The sequence below is a fragment of the Streptomyces sp. NPDC059255 genome (assembly GCF_042752355.1).
Taxonomy (GTDB): Bacteria; Actinomycetota; Actinomycetes; order Streptomycetales; family Streptomycetaceae; genus Streptomyces.
In genome coordinates this window covers 46,336-66,172 of sequence record NZ_JBHYZP010000021.1, presented here as the reverse complement: position 1 = coordinate 66,172, position 19,837 = coordinate 46,336, and the positions used below count along the sequence as shown (strand labels likewise).

Annotated in this window: 12 protein-coding genes; 6 read left to right on the top strand and 6 right to left on the bottom strand. The window is 73.7% G+C overall.

The window, feature by feature from the left end; translation table 11 throughout:
- Positions 1 to 210 precede the first annotated feature (210 nt).
- The 6 genes from ACFXKG_RS23835 (at position 211) to ACFXKG_RS23810 (ending at position 5,274) form a co-directional block, all read left to right on the top strand.
- Positions 211 to 1,050 carry a carbohydrate ABC transporter permease gene (locus tag ACFXKG_RS23835; RefSeq protein ID WP_384842546.1) on the top strand — a complete coding sequence of 280 codons (840 nt, stop codon included), beginning with the start codon at positions 211 to 213 and terminating at the stop codon, positions 1,048 to 1,050.
- Positions 1,047 to 1,862 carry a carbohydrate ABC transporter permease gene (locus ACFXKG_RS23830; RefSeq protein ID WP_384842543.1) on the top strand — a complete coding sequence of 272 codons (816 nt, stop codon included), beginning with the start codon at positions 1,047 to 1,049 and terminating at the stop codon, positions 1,860 to 1,862. Before ACFXKG_RS23835 ends, ACFXKG_RS23830 begins: the two co-directional genes overlap by 4 nt.
- A gap of 67 nt (positions 1,863 to 1,929) precedes the next feature.
- Positions 1,930 to 3,324 carry an extracellular solute-binding protein gene (locus ACFXKG_RS23825; RefSeq protein ID WP_384842540.1) on the top strand — a complete coding sequence of 465 codons (1,395 nt, stop codon included), beginning with the start codon at positions 1,930 to 1,932 and terminating at the stop codon, positions 3,322 to 3,324.
- Positions 3,321 to 3,968 (top strand): 2'-5' RNA ligase family protein, encoded by a 648-nt coding sequence (locus ACFXKG_RS23820; RefSeq protein WP_384842537.1) that lies wholly within the window; start codon positions 3,321 to 3,323, stop codon positions 3,966 to 3,968. Before ACFXKG_RS23825 ends, ACFXKG_RS23820 begins: the two co-directional genes overlap by 4 nt.
- Positions 3,969 to 4,165: 197 nt before the next feature.
- Positions 4,166 to 5,068, top strand: coding sequence for a helix-turn-helix domain-containing protein (locus ACFXKG_RS23815; RefSeq protein ID WP_384842534.1), 903 nt, complete (start codon positions 4,166 to 4,168; stop codon positions 5,066 to 5,068).
- A complete protein-coding gene (locus tag ACFXKG_RS23810; protein WP_384842531.1) occupies positions 5,065 to 5,274 on the top strand; it encodes a DUF397 domain-containing protein in 210 nt (69 codons plus the stop codon). Before ACFXKG_RS23815 ends, ACFXKG_RS23810 begins: the two co-directional genes overlap by 4 nt.
- Positions 5,275 to 5,280: 6 nt before the next feature.
- Here ACFXKG_RS23810 and ACFXKG_RS23805 read toward each other — a convergent pair whose 3' ends face one another.
- The 6 genes from ACFXKG_RS23805 to ACFXKG_RS23780 all read right to left on the bottom strand — a co-directional run bounded on the left by ACFXKG_RS23805 (position 5,281) and on the right by ACFXKG_RS23780 (position 19,830).
- Entirely contained in the window at positions 5,281 to 7,071 is a 1,791-nt protein-coding gene (locus ACFXKG_RS23805; RefSeq protein WP_384842528.1) for an Hsp70 family protein, read from the bottom strand.
- 9 nt (positions 7,072 to 7,080) lie between these two features.
- Complete coding sequence (locus ACFXKG_RS23800; RefSeq protein WP_384842526.1) at positions 7,081 to 9,216, bottom strand: Hsp70 family protein; 2,136 nt, start codon at positions 9,214 to 9,216, stop codon at positions 7,081 to 7,083.
- On the bottom strand, positions 9,213 to 9,956 hold the full coding sequence (gene grpE, locus ACFXKG_RS23795; protein WP_384842523.1) for a nucleotide exchange factor GrpE: 744 nt from the start codon (positions 9,954 to 9,956) through the stop codon (positions 9,213 to 9,215). Before grpE ends, ACFXKG_RS23800 begins: the two co-directional genes overlap by 4 nt.
- Before the next feature lie 75 nt (positions 9,957 to 10,031).
- A complete protein-coding gene (locus ACFXKG_RS23790; protein WP_384842520.1) occupies positions 10,032 to 10,493 on the bottom strand; it encodes a hypothetical protein in 462 nt (153 codons plus the stop codon).
- A complete protein-coding gene (locus ACFXKG_RS23785) occupies positions 10,490 to 16,438 on the bottom strand; it encodes a CHAT domain-containing protein (protein WP_384842517.1) in 5,949 nt (1,982 codons plus the stop codon). Before ACFXKG_RS23785 ends, ACFXKG_RS23790 begins: the two co-directional genes overlap by 4 nt.
- The gene (locus tag ACFXKG_RS23780) at positions 16,435 to 19,830 is read right to left on the bottom strand and encodes a hypothetical protein (RefSeq protein ID WP_384842514.1); all 3,396 of its coding nucleotides are present in this window, start codon (positions 19,828 to 19,830) and stop codon (positions 16,435 to 16,437) included. Before ACFXKG_RS23780 ends, ACFXKG_RS23785 begins: the two co-directional genes overlap by 4 nt.
- Between the last annotated feature and the right edge of the window lie 7 nt (positions 19,831 to 19,837).

The following is a 19,837-nucleotide window of genomic DNA, read 5'->3' as shown; positions in this document are numbered from 1 at the left end:
CCTCGCCGATCCGCGTTAACGGAACGTTCACGGAACCTCTCCTTTTCTCCTCGCGGGGAGGGTGGGAACGTTCCACTCGTGATTGGGAACGTTCCACTTCGTTCCGGACCCTCTCGTTCCGGACCTCCTCGGCGTGGCGACCGCCGGCGCGGCGGCCGCCGGCGCGGCGACCGCCGCCGGGGCAAGCCGCGCCTGTCGGCAGGGCCCCTGATGGCCCTGCCCTGTCTCGCACTGCTCCTGACTTTCGCGTACTGGCCGGTCCTGCGCAGCGCCGTCCTGAGCCTGTACGGCACGGATCTGCTGGGCAATCCGACCCGGTTCGTCGGCGCGGACCACTACGTCGAACTCGTCACGGATCCGGCGCTGCGCCGGGTCCTGCTGACCACCGGCGTCATCGCCGCCCTGAGCGTCCTCCTCTCCGTCGGCGGCGCGCTCGCCGCGGCCCTGCTGCTGCGCCGGGCCGGGCGCCGGCCGCGAGCGGTCCTGTCGGTGGTGCTGTCCCTGCCGTTCGCGTACTCCGCGGCGGCGGCGTCGGCGGTGTTCGCCGGGCTCTTCGCCCCGGCGGTCGGGACCGTCAACGAGCTTCTGGCGGGACTCGGCCTCGGCGGGCCGCCCTGGCTGCAGTCACCGGTCTGGGCCGTGCTCAGCGTCTCGGTGGCGACGGCCTGGTACGAGTTCGGATTCGCCTTTCTCGTCCTGCTCGCCGCCCTGACCCAGCTCGACCGGGAGGTTCTGGAGGCCGCGGCGCTCGACGGCGCGTCCGAGCTGCGGACCGCCTGGTCGGTGATCATCCCGATGCTCCGGCCGACGCTGGTCTTCCTCGTGGTGACCGGGACGATCAGCGGTCTTCAGGTGTTCACCCAGGTCCAGGTCCTCACCAGGGGAGGCCCGGCCGGCGCCACCTCCACGCTCGTCCACGAGCTGTACCGGCGCGCCTTCGGCGAGGCACTGCCCGACTTCGGGTCGGCCTCGGCCCTCGCGCTGGTCCTGCTCGCCCTGGTCGTACTGATCACCGCCGTCCAGTTCCGCGTGCTGAGGAGGTCGGCGTGAAGCACCTGTCGAAGGCGGTCCGCCTGACGGCCCTGACCGTGATCGTCGTGATCGTCGCGTTCCCCGTCTACGTCACCGTCACCACCGCCCTGCTGCCCCAGAGCGATGTCGTCGCCGGCCGGCTGATCCCGCTGCCCACACATCTGACCCTGGACAACGTGCGGGAGGCGCTGCGCTCGGCGCCGCTGGTCCACCAGTACGGCATGAGCGTGGCCGTCACGGCGGTGCAGTCGGCGGCGCAACTGGTCACCGCCGCGCTGGCCGCGTACGCGTTCACCTTCCCCCACTGGCGCGGGCGTGGCGTCGCGTTCGCCCTCGTACTCGCCACCCTGGCCATCCCCGGCGAGAGCCTGGTCATCCCCAACTACGAGCTGGCCACCGGCCTCGGCCTGCGGGACACCCTGGCCGGTGTCGTCGTGCCGTACCTGGCGACGGGGTACGCGGTGTTCCTCCTGCGCCAGGCGTTCCTCGGGCTGCCGAGGGAGGTCTGGGAGGCGGCGCGCCTGGACGGCTGCGGCCACCTGCGGACCCTGCTGTACGTCGTGCTCCCCATGGCGCGCCCCCAGGTGGTCACCGCCGCGCTGTGGTGCGCCCTGTCGGCGTGGAACGGCTACTTCTGGCCGCTGCTGATCACCGACTCCCCCCAGCGGCGCACGATCCAGGTCGGCCTCGCCCAGCTCGCCGTCGATCAGACCACCAGGCCCGCGGTCATCTACGCGGGGACGCTGCTGGTCCTCCTGCCGACCCTGCTGCTCGTCCTGTTCGGCCAGCGCTACCTGGTGAACGGGCTGGCAAGCCGCGTCAAGGCCTGACCCCACCCATCCGCTTCACGTCCGTCCCTCATCCCCCAACACCTCATCAATGAAGGAGTGAACCGCCATGTCCGGACGAAACCGCGTCCTCGGCACCCTGTTCGCCATAGCCACGGCGACGGCACTGACCGCCTGCGGAGGAGGCTCCGGTACGAGCCCCTCCGGAGCCGCCTCCGCCTCCGCCCCCGGCCCCGCAGCGCTCACCAAGGCGTCCGGGCCGGTCACCGTGACCCTCTGGCACGGTCTCGGCGGCCCCGCGGGCCAGGCGCTGCAGGACGAGATCGACGCCTTCAACAAGGCCAACCAGGGCAAGATCACGGTCAAGGCGTCCTTCCAGGGCAGCTACGCCGACGCCATCGCCAAGTACTCCTCGGCCGTACGGGACAGGAGCACGCCCACGGTCATGGTGTCCAACGACATCACCACCGGCTATCTGCGGGACGCCGGGCAGACGGTCCCGGCGCAGGCGATGGCCGCCGCCAACCCCGGCGACCTCGACCTCGGCCGGCTCCGCCCCGCGGCCCGCAACTACTACACCGCCGAGGGCGAGTTGCTCGCCGTACCGCTCAACACGTCGATGCCGCTGCTGTACGTCAACGACGCGCTGCTGGCCCGCGCGGGCGTGGACCGCTCGACGCTCTCCACGCTGGACGGGGTGGCCGCGGCGGCCCGTAAGGTCAAGGCGGCGGTGCCCGGGACCAAGGGGATCGTCCAGCCCTTCGACGGCTGGTGGTTCGAACAGCTCACCGCCGCGTCGGGGACGCCGTACTGCACCCCGGACAACGGCCGGAAGGCCGACGGCGCCACCGCACTCTCGCTGACGGGCGACGCCCAGCGCAAGGCGATCGGCACCATGGCCAAGCTGTACACGGAGGGCGTCGGACTCGACACCGGCACCGACGGCAACGCGGCGCTGTCCGCCTTCGCCGCCGGCAAGGCCGCGATGATGTTCAACTCCAGCGGCGCCATCGGCGGCCTCAAGGAATCGGGCATGAAGGGGTACAGCGCGCTGCCTTACCCCGTCTCGGGCCCGGCCTCCGACGCGGGCGCCCTGATCGGCGGCGCCGCGATGTGGCTGGACCGCGTCGGCCACGGCGACGCCGAACAGGTCGCCGCCTGGAAGTTCATCAGCCACATGGCCTCCGCCCCCGTGCAGGAGCGGTTCGCCATGGCGTCCGGCTACGCGCCGATCAACACGGACGTCGGCGCCTCGGCCACCTGGCAGGCCTTTCTCGGGAAGAACAAGCCCTACGCCGTACTCGACAAGCAGTTCGCCGACACCCCGGCCAACACCGCCACGTCGGGCTGTCTGAGCGGCGCGATGCCCGGCGTCCGGGACGCGATCGTCCCCGAGATGCAGCGTGCCTTCAGCGGAGCCGAACCGCTCGACCAGGCACTCACGCAGGCCGAGAAGGCCGCGACCACCAAGATCGACGACTACCGGAAGCAGGCAGGCCAGTGACCGAGCGATTCGCCAAGGCCCCGGGTGACCCGTACCGCTACGGCGTCTACCTGCGCCCCGACCCCGCCACCTGCGCGGCGGTGACCGCGCTGACCGGCCAGGTGCGCGCCCAGTACGGGTTCGTCTCCGCGGGCGCCTTCCCGCCGCACGCGACGCTCGTCGGCAGCCAGCACATCACCGCGCCCGTGGACGACATCGTCGCGGCGGTGACCCGGGGGATCGCCGGGGTCGCGCCCTTCACCGTCCACAACGCCGGGGTCCGCCGGCAAGGCGTGGGCCTGGTCCTCGGCGTCCACCACCTCGCCGACGGAACCACCCCGAACTCCGCCTTCCTCGACCTCGCGGAAGCGGTCGACCGGGCGGTGGCCCCGCTGGTGACCCCGGCGCCCAACCCCGACCCGCACACCTTCGACCGCGCCGCCTTCGAGGCCCATCTGTCCCTCGTCTCGCACGACATGTACGTACGCCCGGAGCTGTCCGAGGAGATGGAGGAGTACGTACGCGGCCTCCCCGTCCCCTTCCCCGACGCCTTCCCCGGCGACACGGTCGCCCTCTACCGGACGCGCAGCGACGACTGGTCCGGCCGGTGGTGGACCACCCTGACCTGGGAGCACCTGCACACGTGGCGGCTGCGTGAGGAGTGACGGGCCGTCGGTGAGTGGGGCGTTTCCGTGAAACGCCCCACTCAGCGCGTCCGCGTCCGCCTATCGTCCGGAGTGACGGAGCGATCGCGTACGGTCACTGTCCGGTGCTTGTCCGGTGCTGTCCTGGCTGTCCGCGCGGTTCCTACGGGTAGGGCGTGGGCGCCGAGGGACGGCGCGGCAGGACGGGAGGAGCACGGATGTCGGTGGACGGCGAGGCGGAGCAACCGCTCGGTGACGAGAGGGACGAGGCGCAGGAGGCGCAGGAGCCGGGGTGGGAGGTGGACCCGGACGACGAGTGGGGCGTGGCCGTCATCACCACGGTGGGACGGCAGTTGAAGCTGCGCCGGGAGGCAGCGGGGATGCGCGCCGGCCAGTTCGGGAAAGCGGTCGGCTACGGCGAGGACATGGTGTTCAAGATCGAGGGCGGCAAGCGGATCCCTCGGCAGGACTTCCTCAACGCGGCCGACGAGGTGCTGGGGGCGGACGGGCTCATCGCGGCGACGTGGGAGGACGTGAAGAAGGTCCGGTACCCGAAGAAGGTTCGGGAGCTGGCCAAGCTGGAGGCCCAAGCGGTCGAGATCGGGGTGTACGTCTGCAACAGCATCAGCGGGCTGTTGCAGACACCGGAGCACGCGCGGGCGCTCTTCCGGGCCGCGCAGCCTCCGTACTCGCCGGACGACGTGGAACGTATGGTGGCCGCTCGCATCGCCCGGCAGTCGATCTTCGAACGGAGCAACCCGACGCCCTCCATCAGCTTCGTGCTGGAAGAGGCGACGCTGCGGCGGGAGGTCGGAGGCACAATGGTATGGCGACGGCAGCTCGAACGTCTGCTGGAGGCGGGGCGGTTGCACAACGTTACTCTTCAGGTGATGCCGACGAAGACCGACGCTCACCCCGGAGTGGACGGCAGGGTTGAGGTGTTGAAGTTCGCGGAGGGCACGGCGGTAGGGCGATCCGAGGGCGCGTTCAACGGCCGGCCGACCTCCGATCCGAGGCAACTGCGCATCCTTGAGCTGCGGTACAGCACCATCCGGGCGCAGGCGCTCACGCCTCGGGAGTCGCTGGCTTTCATTGAGCAACTACTTCTGGGAGAAACATGATGCGCAAGGCCTCCACCGGAGACCATTCCGAACTGGCGTGGTTCAAGAGCAGCTACAGCGACGGTACCAACGGCGAGTCCTGCGTCGAGATCGCCACCACCCCCGGTGCCGTGCATGTCCGCGACTCCAAGAACCTCGAAGGCCCCCGGCTGGCGCTCGCACCCGGAGCCTGGGCGCACTTCGTGACGTACGCGGTGGAAAGCTGACGCCGTTCAGGCGCCGCGTGAGCGGCCGAGGGTGTGGAGGAGGTCCCGGGCGGGACGGTGGTCCGGGTCCCACTTGAGGGTTTGTTCGAGGACCTTCATCGCCTCGGCGCGGCGGCCGAGCCGGCTGAGCTCCCTGCCCTGTGTGTAGGAGCGTTCGGCGAGCAGCGCGCGGATCCGGGCGTTGTTCGGGTCGTGGCCCAGGGCGCAGCGCAGCCATTCCTCGTCGCGGGTGAAGGTCTCGACGGCCGGGGCGGCGGTCGCGGCGGTGCAGTGGAGGTCGATCATCTCCTCGAAGACGTCCGGCCGGTCGGGCTCCCGCTGCCAGGCGAGGTGGGCCATGCCGATGGCCTGCTGGTACTGCTCCTGGGCGATCAGCCGGCGCGCCCGGGTGAGCAGATGCGCCACCCCGCTGGGGCCCTGGCCCGGCGGGGGAGCGGGCTCGCCGTCCCCTGCCGGTGGTGTGGTGACCGGGGTGCCGTCCCTGGGCGGGCGAGCGGCGGCCGGGGTGTCGTCGCCCGTGCCCGGCGTGGCGGTGGAGATGTCGTCGAGCAGTGCCTGCGCCTCCGCGATCAGTTGGCGCAGTTCCTTCCCGGCCTGGTCGAGGCGGCCCTCCTCGATCAGGCGCCGGGCCGCGTCCAGGCCGGCCGGGCGGTGCGACGCGGTGGCCGGTGTGGTCGTCCCGGGCGCGGTGAGCAGGGTGATGTTCAGCGGCGGGGGCTGCATCTGCGGCTCGGCGGTGTCCCGCGTGTCGGCGCCCAGTTGCTCCTCGTACCCCGGGGACCGGCCGCTGAGCCGGTTGGCGTGCAGCGCGGCCCCGCGGGCGATGTGCTCGTTCCCGGACGGCACCACGGCGGTGCCGAGTCCGGAGATCAGCCCGCGCAGTTCGGGCAGCCGGGTGCTGCCGCCGCTCAGCACCACGGTGTCGACGTCCTCCCGCCGCATCCCGGACTGGTCGAAGAGGTGGTCGGCGCGGTCCAGCGTGGGGGCCACCACCAGCCGGACCAGGGTCGCGAAGCTCTGCCGCTCGATCTCCATGGTGACCGGCTGCTGGTTGTCGGGACCGGCCATCAGGACCGGGAACAGAGCCCGGTCCCCCGCGGAGAGCGTCTCCTTGATCTGCTCGGCGACGGCGCGCAGCCGCAGCCAGCCCGCCTCGCCGTGCTCAACCTCCCCGGGCGTGAGCCCCTGCGGGCGCAGCGCGTGCAGCCACGAGCCCAGCACATGGCTGTCCAGGAAGCGTCCGCCCGGGGTGCGGGCCCCCTCGTAACCGAGCACCCGGTAGCGGCCGCGTACCACCCGGACCAGGCCGAGTTCGAAGCCGTCGTACCCCATGCCGTAGCTCAGATACGTTCCGCTGCCCTCCCCTCCGGTGTGTCCGATCACCGCGGCCACCGAATCGGAGATCAGCGAGACCCTGGTCAGTCCGGCCGTCTCGGCCGCCTCCAGCAGCGCCGTCCGCTGCGTGGTCCCGAACCTGGCCGGCACGCTGATCACCACCTGGCCGATGGTTCCCGAGGTCGTGTCGAGGACCCGTCGGCACAGTTGGGCCAGCGCCCGCGCCACGATCTCCACGGGCCGCAGCGGCTGCCCCGCCACATCGATCCGGGTGTTCTCGCCCAGCATGCTCTTCAGGCTGGGGAAGGCCACCGGCACCGGTCCCGCCGTCGCCGGCACACAGAGCAGCCACGGCCGGTCCACCCCGGTCAGCGCCATGAAACCGGTGGGCCGGCCGGACACCGAGTAAGCGGCCCGCAGACCGGTGGCGCCGAAGTCCAGGCCCAGGTTGACCTCGGTCATCGACGGCTCCTACGGCTCTCGGTCGAGAAGCTTGAGCAGACCGTCGAACTCCTCGGCGTCGACGATCTCGGCCACCGCGTTCTGCTGCCCAACCCTGGCCAGCACGGGTTTCAGCAGGCGCGCCTGTTCCATCGCGGTGTCCCGCCTGCCCTCCTGGTGCGACCTGCGGATCGCGGCGATGGCCTGGTTGATCTTCTCCGCGTCCTCGGGCGCGGCCTGGTCGGCGGTGCGTTCGGCGTAGTAGAGGTCGGAGGCGAGGCCGGCGCTGTAGATGTCCGACTGGAGCACGCTGGTCATGAAGCGGCACTCCGCCGGATCGGAGAACACCAGGGTCCGCTGGGCGCGCTCCAGGTCCTGGGTGATCTTCATCGCGTGCGCCGGCTCCAGGTACTGCTCGTACCGGCGCAGGAACATCCGGGTGGCCTCCTCGATGAAGGCGAGGTCCTCCCGGTAGGTCGCGCCGTCCTCCTCCGGCTCGGCGGAGGCCGCGGCGTTCGTCCGCTGGGTGTCGGTACGGAGCTTGGTCTGGTACCGGTTCGCGGTGCCGGGCACGGTGATGGTCACGCTCAGCTCGCGGTTCTTGTCGTACACGAACTCGACGTCGACACGGGTGTGCACGTCGATCTGCTCGGGCAACTCGTACTCGATCACGCCCTGTTCGTGGTTCTGGCTGGCGACCGCGGCGTCGCCCTCGTACACCGGGACGCGGATGAGGCGGCCGTCGGTGGCCTCGAAGGTGCGGCGCATCGGTTCGGTCATCGGGTTGTAGGGCGTGCCCTTGGGGATGATCGGTACGAAGGTGTCGGCCTGCGCGCCGTGCACCGCGCCCACGCCGAGCGCCATGCCCGTCACGTCGTACACGTTGGTGTCGCCGGTCGGCCGGGCGGTGGCGAGGCTGTGGCCGCACTCGGCGCACACGTCGGCGGAATCGTCGTTGATCTTCTGGCAGGCGACGCACTCCATGCCGTGGGTGGTGCCGGCGAGGATGCCCGCACCGATCGCGACGCACTCCATCGGGTTGATGTTGCGCCGTACCTTCTGCTTGCCGAAGAAGCTCTCCACCGTCTGGTAGACCTTCGGCGTCAGGGTGGAGCCGCCGACCAGCAGCACGTCCGAGATGTCGTCGGGCCGCAGGCTCTGCCGTTCGAGGGCGTCGCGCACCAGCCGGATCGTGCGGGCCACCAGCGGTTCGATCATCTCCTCGAACTCGGCCCTGCTCAGCGTCATGTCGACGTCCACCACGGTGCCGCCGTCGGCCCGCAGCGCGGCCGGCACGATGATGTCCACCTCGGCCGCCTGGCTCAGCTCCCGCTTGGCCAGCTCGGCCTCCTGCTTGGCCGTGAACCGGAACTTCAGGTCCTCGGACGGGTCGACCCCGGCGTTCTGCTTGATCCACTCGATGATCCGGTCCACGACGAGGAGGTCGAAGTCGTCGCCGCCGAGCCAGTTGTCCCCGGCGAAGTCCAGTACCTGGAAGTGGTTGTTGCCCTCGGAGTCCTTGGTGGCGTACAGGATGGAGATGTCGAACGTCCCGCCGCCCAGGTCGTACACGAGGATGCGGCGCCGCTCCCCGGGCTGGAGGTCGACGCCGAACGCGATGGCCGCCGCGGTGGGTTCGTCGATGATCCGCTTCACGACGAGACCGGCCGCCTCGCCCGCCGCCCGGGTCGCCGCGCGCTGCGCCTCCCGGAAGTAGGCGGGCACGGTGATCACCGCGTGGGTCGGCGTCCGGCCGAGCCGGTCCGTGGCGTCCTGCTTCAGCTTTTCGAGGATCATCGTGGACACCTGCGCCGGGGTGTACGCGGTCCCGGCGATCATCACGTGCGCCCGCGGGTCCTGGTCGGGGCCCGGCACGATCCGGTAGCTCAGCCGGCCGCGGGCGTCCGCCACGTCCGCGTCGGCGTAGTCCCGCCCCATCAGGCGCTTCACCGACACGATGGTGTCCTTGGGTTCGCGCTTGGCCCAGTTGAGCGCCGGGCCGCCGATCAGCCGGGTGTGTTCGCCGTTGCGGATACGGACGCCCACGACCGAGGGCGTCAGGGGCTTGCCGTCGCCGTTGACCAGTACGCTCGCCCGCTTCTGGTCGGGCTTGTACTCGGCCACCGCCGAGTTGGTGGTCCCGAGGTCGATGCCGATCGCCTTCACTGCCGCTCCTCCTTGCCGCCGGTGCCGCCGGACCGGGCCGGGACCGGTTCCGCCGTCCTGGCGTCCGCCACCTCGGCGGGCGTCTCGTTGTTGTCCGGTGCCTGGTCGTACGGTGCCTGGTCGTACGGTGCTTGGTCGTCCGGTGCCTGGTCGTACGGTGCTTGGTCGTCCGGTGCCTGGTCGTACGGTGCTTGGTCGTCCTGCGCGGGCTTGCCCGATGCCACGACCACCGCGGCCGGACGGATGAGCGTGCCCCGGTGGCGGATGCCACGCTGGACCACCGTGAGCACCGTGTCCTCGGGGAGGTCCGGGGCGGGTTCCGGGTGCAGCACCTCGTGGGTCTCCGGCTCGGCGATCTCGCCCGGCTCGCCGATCAGCTCGACCTCGTTCTTGCGCAGCATGGTGGTCAGCGCGGCGTGGGTCCTGCCCACGCTGGCCCGGTGGGCGTCGACGCCGACGTCGGGGCCGAGTTCGAGCAGCCGGTCGAACGAGTCCACGACGCCGCCGAAGCCTCGTAACAACCGCCCGACGTACGCCTCGTGGGCGCGCACCGCGTCCTGAAGCCGCTCGACCTGCGCCTCCCTGTCGGCGAGTTGGCCGGCCAACTGCTTGATCAGCTCATCCGCCGACGGTTCGGCGGGCGGACCGGTCGGCTGCTCGGCCGACTGCTCGGCGGGCCGGGCGGCCGGGGTGTCGCGCCGCGGCTGCCGGGCCCGCTTCTTGGCCTTGCGGTGATTCACATCAGGCTCCTAGCGATCTGCGTCTGCGGTCTGCGGTCTGCGTCTGCGTCTGCGGTCTGTCTACGGTGTGGGGAGCTACCGGTCGAACCGGATCAGGCTGTCGATCAGCGCCCCCGACGGGAACACGCCGAGCCCGGGCGCGGGACCGGCCGCCTCCGGCACGGGCACCTCGACCGCGCTCAACTCCGTGGCCAGGGCGTTGAGCCACTCCACCGGCACGGACAACGCCCGTGCCACCTCCGGAGGTTCACCGCCCCCGCCCGCCGCGACCCGTTCGGCCACCAGCTCCGCCCGGGCGCGGGCCACCTCCTCGGCCGGATCGATGTCGTAGAGCAGTACGTCCGCCAGCAGCCGGCGCCGCAGGTCCCGCAGCTCGTGCCAGGCGTTCTGGGTCCGGGCGTTCATCAGACGCCGGGTCATCAGATCGAAGGAGACGTCCGCCATCGCGGCGTGCGTCGTGTCGGGTGTCACCCCCGCGACGGTCAGCTCGTCGTACGGGAACGGGCCGTCCCACTCGGTCAACGGATCCTTGATCACCTGTCCAGGTCCCCTTCGCCTACGCCTACGCCGCGGCCTTCGACTTCGCTTTCGACTTCGCTTTCGACTTCGCCTTCGGGTCCGCCTTCGGGTTCGCTCTCGGTGGCGCGCGGCCCGAGGTCCGCGTCCAGCGCGTCCAGCAGCGCCTGGCGCACCCGGACGCTGGTCGGATCGGTGCGGCAGGCCCGTACCAACCGGTGCAGGAACCCCGGCCGGTCGCCCCGCAGGCGCTTCTCCTCCGCCTGCCGCAGGAGGTCCTCGGCGTGCGCCGACGGGTCGGTCTCCACGGGGGCGCCCGCCCCGTACTCCGTGATCATGTCGTTCAGCTGGTCGATGCCCACGCCGGCCAGCAGCAGCGGTTCCAGCTCCTCCAGTGCTCCGAGCTGGCATTCGAGCAGCCGGCTGTCCGCCTCCGCCCGGATGAGACCGTGGTGCAGGATGACCAGCGCCTCGCGCAGGATGGTCAGCCGTCCGCCGGTGGTGTTCCCGCCGGGCAGGGCGTCCATCTCGAAGATCAGCGCCTGGGCCAGGTTGAGCCGGGGCCGGGCCGACGCCGGGTTCAGCTCCAGGGCCCGCCGCAGATCGGCGAGGCCGAGCGGCAGGTCCGGCTGTACGCCGACGTCCCGGCACCGCGAGCTGTACCAGATGCCCCGGTCGACCAGGAGCGCCGCCCATCGCGCGGTGAGCGTGTGCGTGCCCACGGTGCCGACCACCGGTAGGGCCGCCTCGACCAGGGCGATCGACTCGTTCAGTGGATCGATCTGGAGTACGGACATGTCGGTCAGCGCGTCCACGCGGCCCAGGATCAGCCGCAGCACCGCCTCCTTCACCCGCACCGTCATCGCGGCGTTCGCGGCGATGCCGATGGCCTCGGTCAGCTCGGCCATGGCCCGGCCCAGCTGACCACGGTTGGCCAGCAGCCCGCGGGCGATGAACAGATGGGCCCGTACGGCGAGTCCGACCGCGTCCTGCTGGAGATGGTTACGGCGCCGGGGCAGGTAGGTGTGGGCCGGGTTGCGGCGCAGGAAGTCCTGGCACGGCGGGCACTCCCCGATGCCGGGATGGCCGTCGGCGCCGGGCCCGCCGCAGTCGGCCGGCAGCTCCGGCATCCGCTGCCGGTGGAACTCCGGCAGGGCGCGCAGCGCCGACTCGAAGCGGTGCCGCTCGACGAGGGAGGAGGCCCTGGCCAGCTCGGAGAACGCCCAACGCACCCGGCGCAGCGTCACACTGGCGGACTCGCTCTCGGGTTCGCCGTGGCCGGTCCGCTGCTCCGTGGCGCGCGCCACGAACCGGCCGAACCTCTGGAGCAGCCCCGTCATCTCCAGGTAGCCGGGCCCGCACGCCAGCCGGGGGCTCTGCGGGTCCTCGGAGAGCGGCAGACCGCCGGCCTCGCTCAGCGCCCGCGCCCCCTCCAGCTCGCGCTCCAGGAAGGAGACCAGCTCCTGGTAGCTGGCGGCCTGCGCCGAGCGGCCGGCGCTGGTGTGCCGGTCCGCGTGCCCGGAGAGCAGGGCCACCAGATGCTGGCCGAGGTCCACCCGCAGCCGGTTGGTGTTGGCGGGGGTCACCGCCTGCCCGTAGGAGGCGGCCCTGGCCTGCCGCCAGCCGGCCCAGAAGAGTTTGTCGTCGGTGAGCAGCACCGCCCAGCAGGCCAGCACCTCCCGCCACACCGGCTCGGCCTGCTCCCACGCGCCGGTGTGTTCCAGCTCGCGGGCCTGCCAGAAGGACGCCACGGCGAGGCTGTGCACGGTGGCCAGGTCGCCCGGGGCGGCGGCCAGCCGTCGCCGCCACTCGGCGGTGGCCCGGCCGCGGTCGCCGGAGAGGAGAGTGAGCAGCGGGGCGTCGTCCGGCAGGTCCGCGCACAGCCGGGCGGTCAGCTCCGGCCGCTCGGCCGGTTCCAGGGCGCCGAGCCGGTCGGCCAGCGCGGCGGGCTCGCGCAGCCGGTAGAGGAACGCGTCCACCAGCAGCCGCTGGGCGGGCCACCGCAACTGGTTCCACGCGACCCGCTCCTGCCAGCTCATCCCGCCGCGCTCCATCAGCATGAACGCGGCGTTCTGTACGGTGTCGGTCGGCGAACCCGGGGTGATCCCGGCCGAGTCGAGCGCCCGGTAGGGGAATCCCGGGTCGCGTTCGGCGAGCGGATCGGCCAGGAGCTGCCCGCTCGCCGCCCGGTCGGCCCAGGGCAGCGCGGCCAGCAGCGACTCCAGCCGGGCCTGCCGCCCGGCCAGGTCGGCCACCGGCCCCGGCGCGGCGGCGTACGCCAGGACCGCGGAGCGCCAGCGCCCGCCGTCCTCCAGCTCGCGGCCCCGGGCGTACGCCTGACGGGCGCGGCTGTCGGCGTGCGTCAGGCAGCCCGCGTACGCCGCCACGGCCTCCGGCCAGTCCGCGCGCTGTTCGGCCGCCCGGCCGCGTACGTAACCGGTCAGCGTCGCGAGGTCCGAGTAGCCCCGGTCGGACAGGCTCTCGGCGGCCTCGGCGGCGGTGGGCCAGTCCTGTTCCGCGACGGCCAGCCGCAGCCGCGCGTAACCGGCCCGCGCCGGTACGTCGGCGAAGCCGTCCGGCAGCGCGGCGTACCGCTCCACCACCTCCCGCCAGCCGTCGGGGCCCTCGGCCGTGCCGAGTTCGGCGAGCCGCGCGCTCGCGTAGCCGCGCCGTACCGGTACGTCGTGGTGGCCGTCCGGAAGGCCGGTGTAGCGCTCCAGCGCGCCGGCCCAGTCACCGTCCCGCTCGGCCAGCCGGGCCAACGCGTAGCCGTGGGCCAGGGCCAGTTCCGGATCGGCGCCGGCGGCCGGGGCGTAGGCGGTCGCCGCGGTCGTCCAGTCCTGCTCCAGCTCGGCCAGCCGGCCCCGGGCCTTCCGGCGTACGAGGCCGACCTGCCCGTCCCGTTCCTCGTCCCGCGCGTCGCCGAGCAGGGCGAGCACCGAGCCCCAGTCGTCGCGCCGGGCGGCCAGCTCGGCCCGCGCGTACCTGCGCCGCCGGCCGACCTCCCCCTCCGCGTGGTCGTCGGGCAGCCGGCCGAAGCCGTCGATCACCCCGGCCCAGTCGTCCCGCTGATCGGCGGCGCGCCCGGCGGCGTACTTGGCCCGCTCGGCCGCGTCGAGCAGATCCGCCGGCAGCGGCGCGTAACAGCCGTGCGCCTCGGCCCAGTTCCCGGCCGCCTCGGCGATCCGCCCGGTGGCGTACCCGAATCGCTCGGCGGCGTCGGCGTGGCTCGTACGGGAGCGGACCGGCCGGCCGCTGCTGGTGTCTGCCGGCGCCGGGCCGCTGCCGGTGTCCGCCGGTGCCGGGCCGCTGCCGGTGTCTGTTCGTGCTCGCCCGCTGCTGGTGTCTGCCGGTGCTCGCCCGCCGTCGGTGCCCGCGTGGACCGGCCCGCCGCAGGCGTCGCCGTCCGGCGGCTGCTCGGTGGCGGCCGGGTCCGCGCCGTCCGGGTCCGCGCCGTCCGGTCCCGCGCCGTTCGTATCCGCGCCGTTCGGTCCCGCGGCTGCAGCTTCCGAGCCGTTCGTATCCGAGCCGTTCGTATCCGAGCCGTTCGTATCCGAGCCCGCCGGTCCCGTGCCGGCCGGTCCCGTGCCCGCCGGACCCGCACCGTCCGGTCCCGTGTCTGCGGCGTTCGCGCCGGCCGGGCCCGTGTCCACGGCTTGCGCGCGGTCCGTCTCCGCGTCGGCCGGACCCGCACCATCCCTATCCGCCTCCGCCCCCGCCGGCCCGGCGTAGTGGGCCGCCGCCACTGCCCAGTCCTGGCGCAGCTCGGCGAGCCGGCCCTCGGCGTACCGGGCGCGGGCCCCGGCGTCCGCGCGCTCGCCGTGATCCGGGGGGAGCGCCCCGTAACAGGCCGCCGCGCTCGCCCAGTCCAGGAACGTCTCCGCGGCCAGCCCCTGCTCGTACAGGCTGTCCCTGGCCAGGTCCAGCCAGTCGCCCGGATCCCCGCCGCCGTCCGCCAGCTCGCCGAACGCCCGGTGCGCGGCCTGCCAGTCCGCCTCCTCGGCCGCCGCCCGCCCGGCCGCGTACAGCGCCCGGTGCGGGCTGTCCAGGAAGTCCGCCAGGCGCTCGAACGCCGCCGCCGCGGCGGGCCAGTCCCGCCGGTCCTCGGCGGTTCTGGCCGCGGCGTAACCGCACCACTCGTCGGGCGTCAGGCCGAGCCCGACCGCCGCCGTCAGCTCCCGGTCGGCCGGGGGCCAGTCGCCGGACTCGGCCGCCGCCCGGCCCCGCGCGTACGCCGCCCGGAGCGGCGCGTCCGCGACGGCGGGGCACTCCCCGTACGCCGCCGCCGCCTCGGCCCAGGCGCGGTCCGTCTCGGCGAGCCGGCCGTCCACGTAGCGGGCGCCCTGCCGCGCGTCGCGGTAGCCGTCCGGGCGCAGTGCGAGGACCGCCGCGTACGCGCGCCGCGCCGCCGGCCAGTCCTCCGCGTCCTGGCACGCCCGCGCCTCCCCGTACGTGACGGCGAGCCGGGTCTCCTCGATCTCGCCGCGCAGACACTCCCGTACCGGCCGCGGCAGCTGCGGCTCGGTGATCCCGTCCAGGATCCGCTCCGCCGCGTCGGGGTCCAGCCGGTCGGCGAGCGCGGCGCACAGCTGGTCGATCGCCGGCCAGGCCAGTTCGAGGCGCGCCTCGGAGATCAGCCGGCTCCGCTCCTCGCTCAGCCGGCCCGTGCGTACCGTACGCAGCACGCCTTCCCAGTCCTGCCGGGTGCGCAGAAAGCGGGCGGCGGCCAGCACACTGGTCCATTTCATGTTGCCGGGGGCGTCCAGCCGGAGCAGCGCCGTTTCGCCCTCGACCAGCGGGTCGAGGACCTCGTCCTCGTCGTCGTGCACCTCGCGCGCCTTGAAGAGCCAGCCGTGCGCGTACGACTCGTGCAGGAACAGCGCCGGCGTGGCCCATTCGATCGAGGTGTGGCCCGGCAGGTCGGAGATGCGCTGCCGGGCCGAGGTCACCGCCTCGTCGATGGTCTTGTTCGCCGACAGCCCCTCCATCAGCACCGGGCCGAAGACACCGGCCGCCCGCTCGGTGACGGTGGTCCGCATGCCGACCACCGCGGGCACGCCCCGCCCGATCAGCGCCTGGGCCAGCCCGGAGAACGGCTCCGCGCTGCTGTTCCGGGCGCCGGAGCACAGGTTGAGCACGACCAGACGCAGCCGCTGCGCCCGGACCATGATGCCGCTGAGCAGGGTCGCGGGAACGCGGTCCGCGGTGCCGTCCTCGGCCTCCAGATACACCACGCCCTCGTTGCGCGGCGTGTCGTAACCGCCGTGCGCGATGAGCAGGACCGCGACGGGCTCGTTCGCGTGCTGGGCCAGCCATGTCTCGACGGACCGCCGGGTCGCGTGCTCCCGTACGGTCGTCTTGACGACCAGTTCGGACAGATCCTTGCGCAGCGCGGCCAGTTCCGGTCCCGCGTCGATCGCCGGGAGGCCGCCGGGGGAGGCGACGGCGACGAGGAGGTGGATCGCCGCCGGCTGGTCCTCCGCGCCCGGCAGCCGGCCGTGCAGGGGGTTGCCCGGCAGCGAACGGGCCAGCGACATGTTGTAGTTCAGCGCCAGGACCTGCTCGCCCCGGTGGGCCGGTGAGGCCAGCGCCTCGACGGGCAGCCCGTGCAGCTCGGTCGGCAGGTCGAAGCGGAGCCGCAGGCCGCGGAAGCGGTGGTGGTCCTCGGTGCTCTGCGCCCGGCTCAGCGCCTCGGCGATGCACTCCACGAGCCCGTCGTCGAAGAGCAGGCCGTACGTGGCCCGGCCGAGGGCGCGCAGCCGCGTCACGACGTCCCGTCCGCCGGCGGGCGCGTGGCCCAGCTCGATGTCGATCAGCTCGGCGAACTCGCCGCTCAGCCGCCCCGGTTCGCCGTCGACGGCGCGTACGGCCACCCCGGACACGGGGCCGTTGGCGAGCACCAGATACCGCTGGGGCCCCACTTGACGTACCCGGACGCGCAGTTCCTCGTATTCGAGCACGGTCACCGCCTCTGCCGGTTCGGCGCGGACCGGTCCGGCGCGGACCGCAGCCCGGCGAAGACCTGGTTGAGGCTCTGGCTCGCCGCCGTCCGCTCCTCCAGCAGGCGGGGGTCGCCCGGCCGGTCCAGCAGGGCCAGGTCGAACTGCTCGACCGCCTTGGTGAGCAGTTCGACGAGTACGGAGACGTCCCCGGCGTCCAGCGCCTCGAACGCCGCGATGCGCAGCACGATGCCGAGATTGAGCCGTGCCCGTACCGAGCGCGGGTTGAGCTCCAGCGCACGCACCAGATCGGCCCGCGCGGGCGCGGTGCGGGAGCTGTCCTCGTTGACCGTCAGGATGGCCCGCGTGGTCAGCGCCTGGGAGAGCTGGGTGACCACCCGTTCCCGCTGCGCCGGGTCGCGCCCGCCGACCGCGCCCAGCGCGGCGTCGAGGACCGTGATGGCGTCGTCCCCCTTCTTCTTGCGGTGCAGCGCGTCCGCCCGGCCGAGCGCGGCGTCCACGACGGTCCGCCGCACCGGGCCGCTCTGGTCCAACCGGTCGGCGTACCGCACCGCCCGCCGCCAGGAGCGCGCCACCTCGGCGCCGTCCGGCTCGCGCGCCGAGAGCGCGCGCATCGCCTTGCCGAGCAGCGCCTCGACGGCCAGGACCGCGCTTCCCCTGAGCAGGTCCTCGTGTCCGGTGGGCAGCCCCGCGAGCGCCGGATTGAGGTGGTCGAACGTGGCACAGTCAGGCCGGCAGACCAGCGGCTCATCGGTGGCGCGGTCCGGGCGGGTGACGTACCGGCGCTCCGCTGCGGAGCGGCGCTCCTCGTCGGCGGCGCGGCAGGGCGCGCAGCGGGTGTCCAGGGCCAGTTCCAGCGCCTCGTCGAGCCGGCCCGCGGTCAGCTGGACCCGGGCGAGGCCGAGTTGGGTGAAGTAGAGGTACAGGTCCTCGATGTCCGTGTCCGCCGTGGTCAGCGCCTCGGTGAAGGCGCCGAAGTGCCGTTCCAGGCCGAGTTCGGCGAGACGCAGCGGCCCGCAGACCAGCCGGGCGCCGGCGTCCGCGCCCGTGTCCGCGTCGGCGCCGACCTCGTTGCCGCTGCCGCTGCCGCTGCCGCTGCCGCTGCCGCTGCCGCTGCCGCTGCCGCTGCCGCTGCCGTTGCCGTTGCCGTCCGCCGGGCCGGGCAGCGGCAGTCCGCCGTGGTCGCGCAGGGCCCTGGCGGCCCTTTCCTCCCGGCGGAGCAGCAGGGCAGTGGTCGCGGCGGTGCCGGACCGGTCGGCCGCGATGCGCCGCTCGATCAGCTCCTGGACGTCCGCGCGCAGGGTGTCCAGCATCCCGGGGGCGACGGGCTCGCCGTAACGGCGCTCGGCCCGTTCCCGCCACCGTGCCCAGAACGCGTCGTCGCGCAGCACCGACATCCAACTGCCGATGCAGGTCGGCCAGTCGGCGCGCCCGCCGCGCGGCCGGACGTCCGCGCTGATCGTGTGGAGCAGCATCAGCGCCCTGACATGGCCGGTCCGGTGGTCGGTGGGGTCGTGGGCGTCGGCCCGTTCGAGCCGGTCCACTGCGGTGACCCGGTCACCGCCGAGCCCGTGGGCGAGCGCCTCGATCAGCGTCGGCGTCCGGCCGTCCGGCGCGGCCTCGTCGGCGTGGGCCAGCCAGGACGCGGCCCGCTCCCACTCCGCCCGCTCGGCGTGGCCGTACGCGATGTCCCGCAGCAGCGGGCCCAGTTCGGGGCGGGTACGGTCACTCGCCACGGCGGCGGCGATCTCCGCCTCGTCCGGCGGCCCGCCGTCGGGAGGGCGGGTGCGCAGCCGCGCCAGCGCCTGCCAGGGGCGCCGCCCGCCGCGCTCCGGGAGGGCCAGCAGCTCGGCGAACCGCCCGGCGCGGTACAGCCCTTCCGCGTGGAGGCCGCCCCACTCCCCGTGGTCCGGGGCCGGAGCCAGGGCCTCCAGCACGCCCGGCCAGCCGCCGTCCCGGAACCGCAGCGCGGCCAGCGCGTATCTCGCCTGCCGTACGACGTCCGCCCACGCGGGGTCCGCCACCAGGCAGGCGCCCAGCTCCTCGGCGGCGTCCTCCGCCTCCGTCTGGCCCGAGCCGGCCGCGCACAGCGCCAGCCCGAGGCGCACCCGCCCGGCCCGCACACGCGCGGGGTCCGGGCGCGCGGGCCCCGTACGGGCGGACTTCGAGCCGCCGAGCCCCGCGCCGGCGGACTTCGGGCCGCCGAGTCCCGCTCGGGCGGGCCCGGTGCCGGCAGGCTCCGCCCCGGCAGGCGCCGCCCCATCAGACCCGGCCCCATCAGACCCGGCACCGTCGACCCGGCGCCACAGATCCGCCGCCTCGCCGAGCCGCCCGGCCACGGCCGCCAGCACCGCGAGATAGTGCGCCGGTCTCGGATCCCCGGGGCGCAGCCGCCGGCTCGCCGTCAGGTGCGCGCGGGCCGCGCCGTCGAGGTCACCGCGGGCGATCGCCCGCGCGGCGGCGTGCAGATGCAGCTCCGCGACGAGCGCGTCGGGCGGTACGGGCACCCCGGTGCGCCGGGCCGCCTCCAGGTGCTCGATCGCCTCCGCGAAGTCGCGCCGGGCGGCGAGTTCGCGGGCGTACGTCCAGTGCGCGGCCGCCAGCGGGGCGGCGAACCGCGCATCGTCGGGATGGCGGGCCCGTAACTCGGTCCAGGAGTCGAGGTACGTGTCGAACCGGCGGAGCCGGTACGCGGTCAGGCAGTACTGGAGCAGCACCTCGTCGTCGGCGTACCCGCCGGCCAGCGCCTGCGCGTACGCGTCGTACGCCGCCGGGAGCTTGTTCTGCTCCTGGAGCGCGAAGCCCAGCACCGCGGCCGTCCGCGGGGTCCGCGCGGAGGGCTCGACGCGGGCCGCGAACATCTCCGCCTGCTCGGGGCGGCCCTGCCGGAGCAGCAGGCACGCGGCGAGCAGCAGGCCGTTGTCGTCGAGCGCGTCGTGCTGGTCCGCGGCGTACAGATCCACCAGCGCCAGATCGGGCCGGCCCTGGCGGATCCGGACGTACGCCCGCTGGGCATGGGTACGGCCCCGTTGGCCGCCGCACTCCAGCGCCATCCCGAAGAGCCACTCGGCGCGCTCGAAGTCGGCCTGGTGCGCGGCGCCGCAGCCGCCCCAGTAGAAACCGTCGGCGGCGGACGGCGCCAGCCGCCGCGCCTCGTGGAACCAGGGGTCGGCGGCCCGGTAGTTCTCCCGGGCCAGGCAGATCCGCCCCATGCCGGTGTGGGCCTCCGCGGCGGCCGCCGCGGCCTCCGGGTCCCGGTCCGCCGTACGCCGCAGCTTCCGCAGCGCCCGGTCGAAGTGCTGCTCGGCCAGGTCCAGTTCACCCTCGTCCCAGGCCAGCCACGCGGCCGCCACCGCCTGCTGCGCCTGACGCCTCCCGATCCCGAGGTTCGGCCCCATGGCGGCC